The sequence below is a fragment of the Longimicrobium sp. genome (assembly GCF_036388275.1).
Classification (GTDB): domain Bacteria; phylum Gemmatimonadota; class Gemmatimonadetes; order Longimicrobiales; family Longimicrobiaceae; genus Longimicrobium.
The window spans coordinates 1-13,429 of record NZ_DASVSF010000002.1; the positions used below are offsets into that span (position 1 = coordinate 1).

General features: G+C 70.4%; 9 protein-coding genes and 2 pseudogenes. 7 read left to right on the forward strand and 4 right to left on the reverse strand.

Features of this window, described 5'->3' with window-relative positions:
• Window positions 1-267: 267 nt before the first annotated feature.
• From VF632_RS28160 to VF632_RS00070, 6 genes and pseudogenes are all read left to right on the forward strand, one after another.
• A pseudogene (locus VF632_RS28160) lies at window positions 268-1,035 on the forward strand (WD40/YVTN/BNR-like repeat-containing protein); the annotation flags it as partial.
• A gap of 508 nt (window positions 1,036-1,543) precedes the next feature.
• Window positions 1,544-2,176 (forward strand): TetR/AcrR family transcriptional regulator, encoded by a 633-nt coding sequence (locus VF632_RS00050; RefSeq protein WP_331020784.1) that lies wholly within the window; start codon window positions 1,544-1,546, stop codon window positions 2,174-2,176.
• A 114-nt stretch (window positions 2,177-2,290) separates the two neighbouring features.
• Window positions 2,291-4,090 (forward strand): alpha/beta fold hydrolase, encoded by a 1,800-nt coding sequence (locus tag VF632_RS00055; RefSeq protein WP_331020785.1) that lies wholly within the window; start codon window positions 2,291-2,293, stop codon window positions 4,088-4,090.
• 80 nt (window positions 4,091-4,170) lie between these two features.
• Window positions 4,171-4,701, forward strand: coding sequence for a DUF4097 family beta strand repeat-containing protein (locus VF632_RS00060; RefSeq protein ID WP_331020786.1), 531 nt, complete (start codon window positions 4,171-4,173; stop codon window positions 4,699-4,701).
• Window positions 4,702-4,879: 178 nt separating this feature from the next.
• Window positions 4,880-5,851, forward strand: coding sequence for an ABC transporter ATP-binding protein (locus VF632_RS00065; RefSeq protein ID WP_331020787.1), 972 nt, complete (start codon window positions 4,880-4,882; stop codon window positions 5,849-5,851).
• On the forward strand, window positions 5,841-7,376 hold the full coding sequence (locus VF632_RS00070) for an ABC transporter permease (RefSeq protein WP_331020788.1): 1,536 nt from the start codon (window positions 5,841-5,843) through the stop codon (window positions 7,374-7,376). The genes VF632_RS00065 and VF632_RS00070 overlap by 11 nt, the downstream gene beginning before the upstream one ends.
• A 37-nt stretch (window positions 7,377-7,413) precedes the next feature.
• Here VF632_RS00070 and VF632_RS00075 read toward each other — a convergent pair whose 3' ends face one another.
• Window positions 7,414-8,571: a serine hydrolase domain-containing protein gene (locus VF632_RS00075; RefSeq protein WP_331020789.1), complete on the reverse strand. Its 1,158-nt coding sequence runs from the start codon at window positions 8,569-8,571 to the stop codon at window positions 7,414-7,416.
• Between the two features lie 208 nt (window positions 8,572-8,779).
• Between VF632_RS00075 and VF632_RS00080 the strand changes: the two genes are divergently transcribed.
• Window positions 8,780-9,889, forward strand: coding sequence for a S41 family peptidase (locus VF632_RS00080; RefSeq protein ID WP_331020790.1), 1,110 nt, complete (start codon window positions 8,780-8,782; stop codon window positions 9,887-9,889).
• A gap of 327 nt (window positions 9,890-10,216) precedes the next feature.
• Here the strand turns inward: VF632_RS00080 and VF632_RS28165 are convergent.
• From VF632_RS28165 to VF632_RS00090, 3 genes and pseudogenes are all read right to left on the reverse strand, one after another.
• A pseudogene (locus VF632_RS28165) lies at window positions 10,217-11,293 on the reverse strand (M23 family metallopeptidase); the annotation flags it as partial.
• A gap of 169 nt (window positions 11,294-11,462) precedes the next feature.
• Complete coding sequence (locus VF632_RS00085) at window positions 11,463-12,092, reverse strand: class I SAM-dependent methyltransferase (protein WP_331020791.1); 630 nt, start codon at window positions 12,090-12,092, stop codon at window positions 11,463-11,465.
• A 416-nt stretch (window positions 12,093-12,508) separates the two neighbouring features.
• A complete protein-coding gene (locus tag VF632_RS00090) occupies window positions 12,509-13,054 on the reverse strand; it encodes a hypothetical protein (protein ID WP_331020792.1) in 546 nt (181 codons plus the stop codon).
• Window positions 13,055-13,429 lie beyond the last annotated feature (375 nt).

Genomic DNA, 13,429 nt, shown 5'->3' on the forward strand with positions numbered 1-13,429 from the left:
GCAAAAATGCCGTGGGAGCGTAGGTTTGAGGCCGCGTCAAACCCGTCGTCGACGTAGGAGTGTGTGGCGTCTACGCACCGGAATGCGCGCTGCTCCGTCTCCCGAGTGGACGCAGATGAGGGCCAAACCCCTGCTGTCACCATGGTTTTGTGCGTCCCTGGCCCGATACAAAGATGTGGGTAATGGGTAGCACCTACGAGGGGGGGGGTCTCGCCGCCACGCCGCACCTGGAGGAGCGCGATGAAAAGAGCGATCGTCACGGCCGGGATGCTCGTGAGCTGTGCCGCGTGCCAGCAGGACCGGATCGCGGGCCCGGAAAACCTGGGGCCGCCGGCCTGCACGCAGGTGACGGGAACCGGGGGCGTCACCTTCACCACCGACGAGGGTGCCAGCCTCACGCCGACGAACGGCGTGCTGGCGGGGGTAAAGTACACGCGCGGGCTGGTGGCGCTCAGCAGCTCCACCCTGCTTGCCGCCCACGCGGGGACGATCCTGAGGTCGACGGACGCGGGGTGCACGTGGACCCAGGCCGGCACGGTGCCGGGCGCGTACGTGGCGCTCGTCGCCGCCTCGCCCACGCTGGCGTACGGCTACGCCGACGGGCCGGGCGGCCTGTACCGCGTACCGGCGGACGGCGCGGTGCAGGTGCTGAGCTCGCCCGTTCCCCGCGTACGGGGCCTGGCCGTTCGCGCGGGCCATCCCGAAAGCGTCCGCGTGGCGGGCGAGACGGGGCAGGTCTTCGAATCCAACGATCACGGCGCGACCTGGAAGAGCGTCGGCACGCCGGTGCAGGCCGACTGGGTGTTTTCGGTGGCCTTCGACCCGGCCGACTGGAACGTCGCCTTCGCCGGCACGCCGCATACGGGGGCGTGGAGAACGGAGAACGGCGGCCGGACCTGGTCGCGCGCGCAGATCTCGTCCCCCACGCCGCAGCGCAACCAGAACGTCTTCAAGCTCGAGGTTTCACCCGTGGATCCCCGGACCGTGTGGGCCGCGGGCCTCGACGTCGCCGAGAGAGACCTGCAGGGGACGGAGGGCCGGCACATCTACCTTTCGCGTGACCGCGGCCAGACCTTCACCCCCGTTCTTTCGGAGACACCCGGCGGCGGGGTCAACATCGTCAACGGCCCGGTGATGGCCGCGCATCCGCGCGATCCGCTGGTGCTGTACTTCGTCTTCAGTTCCAGCTTCCGGAACTACGGGACGGACATCGTGCGGCTCGACGGGCGTACCGGGACCCACACGCTGACGCACAACGCCTATCACGACGTCAGCGAGATCGCCTTTGCTCCCGGCCGGCCGGACGTGATGTACCTGGGGGTGGGCATCGAGCAGCACTGCGACCCCCTCTCCTGCTCCCTCGCTCGCGGTGAGCTCCGCGGGCACCTGACCACACCCCGGCGGGCGCCGACCGGCGCCCGCTGGGTGGACGGAGATATCCGCGGAGCACGCGGTACCAGGGGCGCCAGGAACCGCCCCTTGCGGACGCGCGCGATGATTGGTATTGTAATCCAGTTCTATTTTCATCTCTGCCCGAGGAACCATGGTCCGCGATCCACTTCAGCTCCGCAGCCGCGAAACCCTCGAGCGCGTGGCGGCCGCGACGGAACGGCTGCTGGAGGAGCGCCCGTTCGAAGAGATCACCATCGGCGAGATCCTGCGCCAGGCGCGATGCTCCAGCGGCTCGTTCTACGCCCGCTTCGGAAGCAAGGACGCGCTGCTCCCGTTCCTGTACGAACGCTACGATGCCGAGCTGCGGCCGCGCATCGAGGCCCGGATGGAGCGGACGCCGTGGCGGGAGCTGACCTTTCGCGACGCGTGCGCGGCGCTCGTACGCGGCACGCTGGAGATGTACCTGGAGCGCCGCAACCTCATGCGCGCCCTGGCGCTCTACGCCCGCACGCATCCGGACGCGTTCAGCGACAGCTTCTACCAGCAGCGCCGCGAGGTGCAGGAGCTGCCGCTCGCCGTCCTGCGGCCGTTCCTGGCGCAGGTCCCCCACCCCTCGCCGGAGGCGGCGCTGCGGATGGGGTTCTTCGTGGTCGCCTGCGCCGCGCGCGAGAAGCTGCTCTTCGGCGACGCGCCGCACGCCGCGGTCACGCCCGTCACCCTGGACGGGCTGACCCGCGAGCTGACGCACGTGCTGCACAGCTACCTGGCCACGCCTCCGCCGTGAGCGTGGCCAAGGCGGCTTCCCCAGGAAGGACGAGTCGCCTCCGGACGGTCCAGTACCATCGCCGGAGGCGCACGCTTCCCGGCGAGTCCCTTCCCCCAGACCCGCGGTGCCCGCATGCTATCCCGAGCCTTCCTTCTCGCCGCCACGATTGCCGTGACCGCATCCCCGCCCCTCGCCGCGCAGCCCGCACCGCTGCAGTGGACGCCGATTTCGTTCACCAGCGCAGCGGGGGAGCGCACGGAGGCGGAGACGGCATGGATCACGGTGCCGGAGCGCCACGCCAACCCCGGCGGGCCCAGGGTGCGGCTGCCGCTGCTGCGCTTCCGCAGCCGCAACCCCAATCCCGGGCCGCCCATCGTCTACCTGGCCGGCGGACCGGGGAGCTCGGCGCTGAGCGCGGCCACGGGCATCGCGTTTCCCATCGCCATGCAGATGCGCGACGTAGCGGACGTGGTGTTCTTCGACCAGCGCGGCACCGGGACCGCCGAGCCCAGCCTGGCCATCACCGGCACCTTCGAGCTGCCGCTGGACGTGCTGGTGAGCTCGCCCGAGGCGCGCGAGGCCGTCGGGGCCCGCGCCCGGCGCGCGGCAGCCGAGGTGCGCGCGCGCGGCGTGGACCTCGCCGCCTACAACACGGTGGAGAGCGCGGACGACCTCGAGGCCATTCGCGCGGCGCTGGGCGCGGGGCGGATCACCCTGTGGGGGCACAGCTACGGCTCGCACCTGGCGCTGGCGTACGTTCGGCGCCACGGCGGGCACGTGCACCGGATGATCGTGGGCGGCGTGAACGGCCCCGGCCAGCGCTGGCGCTACCCCGGCGACGGGCAGGCGCTGCTGCAGCGGGTGGACAGCGCGGTACGCGCCGATCCCCGCCTTTCGCCCCTGGTGCCGGACCTGGTGGGCACCACCCGCCGCGTCCTGGCACGGCTGGACGCGGAGCCGGCACGGGTGCGGGTGGACAGCCAGACGGTGGTGATCGGCGGGGACGAGGTGCGCCTGCTGATCGCGCTCTCCGGAGGCGAGCTGGACTTCATCACCCGCCTGCCGATGCTGATGGCGGCCCTGGACGCCGGCCGGTACGAGGCCATCGCCGGCGGGGTGGTCGCCGGGTTGAAGCAGCGTCCGCTGCGCACCGCCATGACGTACACCATGCACCTGGCGTCCGGCGTCTCGCCGGAGCGGCTGCGGCGCATCCGGGCGCAGGTGCCCGGCGCGCTGCTGGGCGACGCCATCAACTTTCCGTTCAGCGATCCCGGTTTCCAGGCGGCGTGGGGGGTGCGGGACCTGGGCGAGGCGTTCCGCGGTCCCCTGCGCTCGCCCGTCCCCGCGCTCTTCATGAGCGGGCGCTACGACGGCCGCACCTCGATCGACGACGCGGAGGAGGTGCGGAGCGGCTTTCCGAACAGCGCGCACGTGGTGATCGACGGGGTTGCGCACGACTTCTACGGCGCCACGCCGGCCATCCGCGACGTGATGATGCGCTTTCTGCGCGGCGAGCCGGTGCGCGACACGATGATCCCGGTGCCGCTGGAGTTCCACGGACCCGACGAGCCGGTGCTGGTGGGCGAGCTGCAGCGGGTGGCGCGGGAACAGGGCGGCGCGGCCGCGGCGGGGCGGCTGCGGGAGATGGCGGGGCCCGGCGCGCCGGGGTACCTCAGCAGCTACGTGGTGGACGGCGCGGCGGCGGGGCTGCTGCGCGCCGACTCCGCCTCGGCGGCGGCCATCGAGCTGCTGCGCGCGGGGGTGGAGCTGTTCCCGCGGCAGCCCGCGCTGCACGTGCGGCTGGGCGCCGCCCTGCGCGCTGCCGGCGACCGCACCGGCGCGGCGGATGCCTATCGCCGGGCCGTCGCACTCAACCCCATGCTCCGCTTCGCCGCCGTGCAGCTCGCTCGGCTGGAGGGACGCGAGCCCTGATATCGATCGGCTGGACGGTCCGGGAAAGTCAGCCGGCCACCGTCACCGGTGCCCGGGGGTGGATCGGAAGGACGCCCTCCGTGCGCGTGGAGAACCTCACCGGGTCGCTGGACGTCTACACCATCGACGGTCCGGTGCAGGCGCGCGGCGCGGGGCGGCAGCTGAGGATCGAGACGATCCGCGGCAGCGTGGACGTGGCGGGGGGCCCCGAGTGGCTGCGTGTACGCACCGGGGCCGGCGACATCGACCTGCGGGGAGGCGCGCGCGACGTGGCGCTGGTCACCGTCAGCGGCGCCATCCGCTCCGACATGCACTTTGCCCGCGGCAGGTTCGAGACCTTCTCGGGAACCGTGTCGCTGGCGGGCAACCTGGCGCCCGGGAGCCATGCCGAAATCGACACGCACTCGGGACGCGCCGAAATGCGGCTGACGGGCACCCCGAACGCGGCCTTCAACCTGTTCACGAACAGCGGGACCGTCCAGACCAACCTCGCCAGAGCACCCACGGTCAAGCGCACCAGCGGCGGGACGGAAACGCGGTTCACGGTGAACGGGGGGGCGGCACAGGCCACCATCCGCACGTTCAGCGGCGAAATCCACCTGCAGCAGTAGCGCGGTCAGGTCCGGAGGGGCCCCCCATGCTCCATGGCGATCGTGCGATCCATCCGGTAAACCATTCGGCGGAAACTCCGTTGCGGGGCGCAACGTATCACGTCCATCCCGTGCAGGCGTTCGTCGTCCCCCACCGGTCCCGCCAACCGGCGCTTCTCCCCCCGCCCCGCCCCGGGACATGACCCTCGCCGTACCGCACGCACAGGCAGACACGCCGGGCCCGCACGCACCGCCGGCACTCACCCTGGCCGGGGTGACGTACCGGTACCCCGGCTCGCGGTCCGGCGTGAGCGACATCGACCTGCAGGTTCCCAGCGGAACCATCTACGGCCTCCTGGGCGCCAACGGCGCGGGCAAGACCACCCTCATGCGGCTGATGCTGGGGCTGCTGCCTCCCGACCGCGGCCAGGTGAGGTGCTTCGGCGAGGAAATCACGCGCGGATCTCGCGCCGTGCTCGCACGGGTGGCAAGCCTGATCGAGACCCCGTCGCTGTACCAGCACCTTACCGCGCGGGAGCACCTGGGGGTGTTCCGCGCCTATACCGGCGCGCCCGCCGCCCGCATCGACGAGGTCCTTGGGATCGTCGGCCTGTCGGAATCCGCGGCGATCGTGGTCAACCGCTTCTCCCTGGGGATGAAGCAGCGCCTTTCGCTGGCCACGGCGCTTCTACACGATCCCGCGCTCCTGGTGCTCGACGAGCCCACCAACGGGCTGGACCCCGTCGGCATCGTGGGGATGAGGGAGCTCCTGGTTCGCCTGTGCCGGGAGCACGGAAAAACCGTGATCGTCTCCAGCCACCTGCTGGCCGAGGTGGAAAAGACGGTCACCCACGTGGCCGTGGTTCACCAGGGCCGGATCCGCTTCGACGGCCCCGCCTCGGATCTCTCGTCCGCGGCCGGGGGCGCGGGGCGGGTGCGGCTCAGGGTCGCTTCGCCGGCGCAGGCCCTCGGGGTGCTGGCCGGGGAGGCGCATGCGGCAGACGAAGCGGGAGGGTGGATCGAGCTCGCGCAGGCCGCCGACGCGGACGTAGCGCGGGCGATCCGCTCCCTCGCCGCCTCGGGGGTAGACGTGTACGAAACGGCCCGCCGCGGCGGCACCCTCGAAGACGACTTTCTCCAACTCCTGAAGGAGGGCGGCGATGCGCGCTAGCTTGCTCGCGGAATGGCGGAAGGTCCGGCGCCTTCACCTGGCGCTGGTCTCCGTAGCGTGCGGCGTCGCGTTCTCGGCGCTGGTGTGGATGAGCGTACGGGGGGCGCTGGTGCGCCTTGCGAACGAGCGCCGGGTAGAGATGCGGTGGCAGGACGGCGTCATCGGCGACACCACGGTGCTGGTTTCTCTCGCCTTCCCCACGCTGGTCATCATGATCACGGCCATGGTGTTCTTCGTGGAGCACCGGACCGACATGTGGAAGCAGCTGCGTGCCCTCCCCCGCCCCATCTCCAGCGTCTACGCCGCCAAGTTCCTCGTGGTGCAGCTTTTCGTGGCGCTCGCGGTCGCCGCGGCGCTGGCCGCGGGGCTCGTCGGGTGGGAGCTGATGCCGGCGGACGCCCACACGGTGTGGCCGGTGGCGGATGCCACGGTGAGGGCGACGCTGTCGCGGCTGGCGCTCCTGACCTACCTGGCGCTGGTCCCCGCGTCGCTCGTGCAGTTCGCGGTGTCGGCCCGCTTCCGGAACGTCCTCGTGCCCGTCGGCGTGGGGCTGCTGGCAACCTTCGCCTGCCTGCTGATGATGGGGCCGGGCCGGAACCAGTGGCTTCCGTACGCCTACCCCGGGGGGGTGGTCATGGCCGAGTTCGCGGCCCCGCGCGCCGGTGGCGGAGACCACGTTACCGACGCACGGTACCGTCCGCCGGCCGGCGCGTTCGGCGAGGTGGCCACCCGCCCCACCACCATCCTGGTAGACGAGGCGCACGGGAACCGCCACGGGCTGGGCAACGCCGCGGAACCGGGAACCCTCCGCTGGATCGTGCAGCCCGCCGAAGAAGCGCGGATCCAGGTCTACGGCTTGTACGTCGCCGTGCGGCCCCAGGCGCTGGCCGACGTACAGCTCCTGGTGGTCGCCGGGGCCACCACCGACCTGGACGGAAAAGGCGCGTTCTCGGACGCCGAGATCCGCACGGTCCAGGAGTGGGTGCGCGCGGGCGGCTCCCTGCTGCTGCTTACCGACCACGAGCCGTTCGCCGGGCGTGTCCGGCGGCTGGCCGAAGCCTTCGGCGTCCGATCCAGCCTGGACGTGCTGGCGGACCCCGCGCACGGAGATCCTCGCGCGCCGAACAAGGTGCGCACCGTGTTCGGCGCGGGCGGCGTTCCGCTTGGAGCCCATCCTGTAACCACCGGCGTGGGGCGGGTGATCACGTACGGAGGGCAGGCGCTCGCCCGGCCGGACCCGGGCACCACCGTGCTCCTTCCGCTGGCTCCGTCTGCTCGCCTGCTCACCGGACGCCCGCTGTTCCCCGGCGTTCCGCGCGAGCGCCAGGGGCAGCTCCTGGCCTTCCCGTACGGCCGGGGACGGGTGGTGGTGAGCGGAGAGACGGCGCTGTTCACCGCGCAGCGCAAGCGGAGCGACGGCACCATTTTCGGCGTGGGAGACGCCGGGACCGACAACGCCCGGCTGGCCCTGAACGTCTTTTCGTGGCTGCTGGACCGCCCCACCGCGGGAGCGTCGGCGACGTGAGACGCGCCGGTGGCATCGCGAGCCGGTTTCCGCCGGATCAGGTTCCCGGCCCTGCGGGGCCGGTTCGGCGAACCATCCTGAACATCCGCCCCGCGAGGCGGCCGGCACTCGCCTCCCCACCCGCGGCGCTCCGAAGCACGATCACGCCGAATTTCAGCGCCGGGTCGTACAGCACCTGCGCGGTATAACCGGCCAGGTTTCCCGAGTGGCCCACCGCGGTCGTGTCGCCCCAGCGGTATACCTGGGTACCGAGGCCGTAGCCGTAGTCCAGCGCGGAAGAGGAGGCGACGGGCACGCGCTGGCGGAGCGCCAGGGCCCCGGGCCCGAGCACCCCGGCCGGACCGTGTCCGATCTGGAGCGCCACGAGGCGCGCCAGGTCTCCCACGGTGGAGTAGAGACCGCCGCCAGGCACACGAAAGCCGACACCCGACCGGTGATCCGTGGCGGCGTCTTCGTAGTTCAGCGTGTCGCGGTACAGCTCGTCCCAGTCTACCCCCACGGCGAGCGCCTGCTCGAGCGCGGGGGTGAGCGCGAAGCCGGACGAGCGCATCCCGAGCGGCCCCAGGATCCGGCGCTCGACGTACGACAGGTACGGCTCGCCTGCCGCCCGGGCGAGGGCGGCACCGAGGACGCCGTAGCCGATGTTGGAGTACTGATAGGCCGTTCCGGGTGGGGCCGCGAACGTGGTGTGTGCGAGCCCGAGTTCCAGCGCTCCCTCCCATTGGCGGGCGTCCCCCGCCTGGGACCGGCGCTGATCGTCCGGGTCCCGCACGAGCCCGGAAGTCATGGTCGCCAGCTGCACCAGGGTCGGCGAGTGCCTCAGGCCGTTCGCGTCCACGAGTTGGCCCGCCGCCGGATACCACCGGTCTGCCGCGTCGTCGAGCCGGACCGTTCCCGCTTCCACGAGCTGAAGGAGCATCACCGCGGTCACCTGTTTGGTGATCGACGCGACGCGGTACACCGTCGCGGCAGACGCGGGCCGGGTCCGGGCGCGGTCCGCGAAGCCGTAGCTCCTGGTCCATGCGAGCGACGGCCCGGAAACGATCGCCACGGTGATGCTGCCGAGGCTGTCGCGGGCAAACTCCGCCGCCGCGATGGAGTCTGCCAGCCGGGTGATTTCCGGGGTGATCTCCGGCGGGCGTACGGTGTCCTGTGCAAGCACGAGGGCCACCGTGAACAGCGACAGCAGGGTCATCGATCGCCTGACGCGAAGGGGCGCAGCGGGATACGAGAGCCCAGGTAGGATGGGGGATGCGACGCAAACGTTTATTCGGGCGGCCACGGGACGGGGAGGAGCGGGACGCCGGGAGCCCACGCGGAGCCCGCCAGGTAAACGCAATCGCCCCGGCACTCGTCTCATTGCTGTTCACGTGGCTTCGACCCTCCTCGCACCGCGAGCGATCATGTTCATCCAGCCTTGCTCCTCCGCACTCCGCATCCCCGCCCTCGCCATGGTGGCGGCGGCCTGGTCCTTCACTCCCGCCAGCGGGCAGGAGCGGCGCGCCGACATGCCGGTCACGCCGGCTACGCGCGACTCGGTGGCGCTCGCCGCCGCCGAAACCGTAGAAGCGCGATATGTCTTTGCCGACAAGGGCACCGCCGCCGCCCGGGCGGTGCGCCAGGGTGTGCGCGCCGGACGCTATCGCCGCCTCGAAACCGCTTCGGCGCTGTCGGACTCGCTGACCGCCGACCTGCGCCGCGGGACCGGCGACAAGCACCTGCAGGTGCAATTCAGCGCGACCCCACGCACGGCGGCCCCCGACGCCGGACTGACCGCCGCCGACTCGGCGCGCGACCTAGAGAATGCGCAGTGGCGCAACTTCGGCTTCCATGCGGTCGAACGGCTCGACGGCAACGTGGGCTACGTGGAGATGGGGCGCTTCGACAATCCGGAGCTGGCCGGGGGCGCCCTCGCCACGGCGATGTCGTTCCTGGCGCAGACGGACGCATTGATCATCGATCTGCGGAATACCGGAGGCGGGTTCGCGGCGATGGAAGCCCTGGTCACCTCGTACTTCATCGCCGAGCCGAAGCTGCTCAGCACGCTCCACCGCCGCGGTGGCGACACCGCGCATCTGTGGACGCCGGCACGGGTGGCGGGGCCGCGCTACCTCGACAAGCCCGTGTACGTGCTGGTCAGCGGGCGCACCTTCTCGGCGCCCGAGGCGCTAGCGTACGACCTGCAGGCGCTGGGTCGCGCCGTCGTCGTGGGTGAGCAGACGCGGGGAGGGGCCAACCCGGGCGGTTGGGTCATGCTGGGGTCCCACTTCGCGGTGGCGGTCCCCACCGCGCGGCTGGAGAGCGCGATCACGCATGGCAACTGGGAGGGAGTCGGCGTGCGCCCGGACATGCCCGTCGCCGCTGCCGGCGCCAAGAAGGCGGCGCACCGCGCAGCCCTGCAGCGGCTGGTGGCCGAGAACGCCTCGGCCGTGCGCGCGCCGCGCTGGAGCGAGGCGCTGGAGGAGCTGCGTGCCGACGACGCACGGAGCGCCAGCGCCACCGCGCCGCAATGAAAAGGCGCTGGAACGCCGCCTCAGATGTAGGAGTGAGGAGCGCTCCATGAAACCGCAGCGACTCTCCGCGCGCGGGGGAGGGCGAACGGCGCGCGGAGAGTCTCCGGGGCATTTCGTTGGAAAAGCAAGGACGGCACCGTCCAGCGGTACGGTCATCGCCTGCTCCGAAGGCCGCTCCTTCGGGTTCGGCTGGCCGCGGCCGAGGACCCAATAGCGGTCGAACACGTACGGCTGGCCCTCCGTTCCGTTGAGCGACGGCGTGTCACCCACGTGAAAGTGCAGGTGCGGTCCCACGCTGTTGCCGGAGTTGCCCAGCCTGCCGAGCACGGTCCCGCGCACCACGCGCTCGCCCGGACGGACGCGAATGGACCCGGGGACGAGGTGCGCGTAGAACGCGTAGCGGCCGTTGCCCAGGTCCAGCGCCAGCCAGTTTCCCGGGTTGGTCCGGTTGGTCAGCGGCACCGGCATGAGGGTCCGGCCGTCGGCCTGCGGCACGTTGTCGGGAATGCCGTCCTGCACCGAGACGATCACGCCGTCCGCGACCGCGAGTACCTCGGCCCCGTACCCGTAGAACATCTCGTTCGTGATGTCGTTCGGAAACGGGTTGGGCAGAATGCTTCCGGCAGAATCGACCCGCTGGAAGTCGCAGCCGTACCGCTGCGGCACGCGAAGGCGCAGGTCCTGGATCACCAGCGCCGCGTGCGAGTTGCTCAGGGCCTGCCCGTTGCTGCATCGCCAGTTGCTGCCGCGAAGCGGGGGCGAAAGCACCGGGGGAGGGCTCCGCTCCACGTGGAGCGGCTCCGAGGTGGCGACCAGGGTTTCCGTGGGGGTTCCGCTTTCCGTTTGAATCCGGATCGTGGGGACGGTGTCGAAGGTGATGCGGTGAAGAAGCGCGGCGGGTGGCGCATCGGTGGCGGCGAGCGAGATCCCCACGGCGATCGTCGAGGTGCGGCCGGCCGGAAGCGCCAGGTTTGCGGGCGAGATCGAGTCGCTCTCGATCCACCGGGTCACACGCTGCCGCCGCGGGTCGGATAGCGCGCCGGCATCGTAGCTGGCCAGCGCGCGGCCGGTGGCGGCGTCCAGCACCTCCACGGAGCGAAAGCGCAGATCCACGTCCAGCCAGCTCGTGACGTACAGCCGGTACAGCAGGTAGCGCCGCCCGTCCTCGCCGGCGACGAGCTGGGGGACCGGCCGCGCCGCCACGTCGAGGGGAAGGTTCAAATACGTGGTCGGCTGTGGGGCCGCGGCCGCCGTCTGGGCGAATGCGGGGCGGCCACTCACCGCGAGGCTCCACGACAGGAGACCCCAGGCGAGATGGCGGCGGGTTCCACGGCACCATGCACGGCGGCCGGGCCGCCGGTCCGGGTGGCGCATCCAGCGGCGAGCGGTGGTAGGCTCTCTCATCGTGCGCGCGATCCGGGGTTGGAAGGGTTGCTGCCGTGAGATCCACCCGTCCCCGGCCAGCGTCACTCGGATGCCGCTTGCGCGACGATGGTTTGAACCGTTCCGCACCCGCCGGGCAGCCGAGCGAAGCCGGCGCCCCGGCGACCGCCGGCCCCGCGCGGGCGGGCCCTCACGCGTTTCGTGCCGCCAGCACCCAGAGGAAGGGGACCGGCACGCCGTCCTCGTCCTCGGTGCGGATCTGCGCGTCGATGACGCGCAGTCCGGCGTCGCGAACCAGCCGAACGGTGGTTTCGGGGGGATGGCTGCTGGAGAACATGCGCACACCGAGCCAGTCATCCTCTACGCCTTCCGCCACGTCGCGCGTTCCAAAGGCCGCCGCGAGCAGCCCTCCCGGCTTCAGCCAGCCGGCGATCGACGACAGGAGCGGCCCGTGTTCCGCCCGGGGGAGATGGAAGATGGAATAGAACGCGACTACGGCGTCGAAGCTGGCCGGGCGGAACGAAACTTCGCCCATGTCCGCCTGAACGAACGCCGCCGCGGGAACGTTGCGGCGTGCCAGCTCCAGGTTGCTCCACGCCAAGTCGAGCCCCACCAGCCGGTGGGGCGCGGCGAGCATCCGGGTCGAAACGCCAGCGGCCCCGCAACCCACGTCCAGGATGGTGGAGCCTGGTGCGAGCCACGCAAGAACGCGTGAGGCGTACTCTATGCGCTCGCCCACCCGCGTGCCTGCGGCCCACTCGGCATGACGCTCCGCCACCTCTTCGTATCCCGCCGCGACCCACCGCTTCGGTTCCTTCATTTCTCGCCCCTCGGCGGTCCCCTGGACATCGTCACCGTGCGGAAGGAGCCCCGAATGATGAGCGAAGGCTCCGCGAGGCGGTTGCCTTACGGAGCCCTTCGGTCCATCGAACCTGCAGCACGGCCTACAAAACATCTAATTCGCGTAGGTATAATCGGGTTCCTTTTCGTACGTCCGAAGTTTCGCAATCCGGTTAATTGCGTATCGCTGGCTGCTGCAGCTGCGGGTTCGCCCGTAACAGATCAAGCGACCGCCCCGGCCCGGCGTAATTGGGGTACAATGTGCGCCGCTAGCCCGCCACTATCGTCTACAGCGGTCCGTGCCGCCCGCTGGCCGACGTAAGACCTGTTCCACCTCATTGGGCTTCTCGCACGTTCTGCCGCTGCTTCCGGGCGTTTATCCACGCCTCCGCCGAATTATGAAGACGTTGCCGCCTCAAAAAGATTGCGAGCCTCCGCACCCGTGATTGTTTTTCCGATCAGGGCATTGGCGACGGCTTCCACAGCGCTCCAGTGCTCCAGGATCATCTCTCGGGCTTTGCATCGAAACTGTAAAACGTCATCTCCAGAGTTCCCGGGTGGGATTGTTCCTTCCAACTGCCGACGCCACTCGACCGCGGCCCGATGTGCAACAATGACATCCTCGTGCCCCTCCGCGCTTACCCTTAGCTGGTCCGGATAACGCTTCTCGCGCAACATTCGTTCGGCTTCGCCGCCCGCAAGGTGGTAGATCGCAACGTCTCGGCATTGTTCGGGCGTGCACTTAGCATAGTCGATGGGGGCGCCCACACCTTGCCCTTGACGCGGCCACGGGGCCGCGATGTTACAGTGACCGCTCGTTTCTTCGTTCTTGCGACGCCCCTTGGAAGCCACTCCGGAAACCTTGTCCACACGAATCCTGAGTACCAGGGCCGCGACGGCGTGACCTGCTTCATGGAAAGCTACGATGTCAAGCGGGATCATCTTATCGGCTCCACTGTCGTCCTTTAGCACACATGCTCGGTTGATAGGCGAATGGGACTGCTACTTAGAGCAACGTGGACGAGGATCAACTCCCGGACCTCGCGTGATTTTATTGAACGCGCCGGTCCAACAACCGGAAAAATCCGGGATTCGTCCCGGGGTGCGAACGTGCACGGTTTTGAGTGCCGGGGCGGGACCGCAAACAATCAAACTACTGCGTCTTCAGACGCCTCTGTCCAGACCCGTGCGGAATTGTACCCGCGGTGTTCAGGCCTGAATTGTGGATGCGTCCAGTGGTGGCGGAAAGCCGCGAGCAGCCGCTGGGCCGCATCTGATAGTTCTCGTGCCTCTGCCCCGTCCAGCGGGGTTGACGGT

Excerpts from the sequence above, each read along its gene's own strand:
- VF632_RS00050 (WP_331020784.1), top strand. The coding sequence starts at position 1,544 with ATGGTCCGCGATCCACTTCAGCTCCGCAGCCGCGAAACCCTCGAGCGC.
- VF632_RS00055 (WP_331020785.1), top strand. The coding sequence starts at position 2,291 with ATGCTATCCCGAGCCTTCCTTCTCGCCGCCACGATTGCCGTGACCGCA.
- VF632_RS00065 (WP_331020787.1), top strand. The coding sequence starts at position 4,880 with ATGACCCTCGCCGTACCGCACGCACAGGCAGACACGCCGGGCCCGCAC.
- VF632_RS00070 (WP_331020788.1), top strand. The coding sequence starts at position 5,841 with ATGCGCGCTAGCTTGCTCGCGGAATGGCGGAAGGTCCGGCGCCTTCAC.
- VF632_RS00075 (WP_331020789.1), bottom strand. The coding sequence starts at position 8,571 with ATGACCCTGCTGTCGCTGTTCACGGTGGCCCTCGTGCTTGCACAGGAC.
- VF632_RS00080 (WP_331020790.1), top strand. The coding sequence starts at position 8,780 with ATGTTCATCCAGCCTTGCTCCTCCGCACTCCGCATCCCCGCCCTCGCC.
- VF632_RS00085 (WP_331020791.1), bottom strand. The coding sequence starts at position 12,092 with ATGAAGGAACCGAAGCGGTGGGTCGCGGCGGGATACGAAGAGGTGGCG.
- VF632_RS00090 (WP_331020792.1), bottom strand. The coding sequence starts at position 13,054 with ATGATCCCGCTTGACATCGTAGCTTTCCATGAAGCAGGTCACGCCGTC.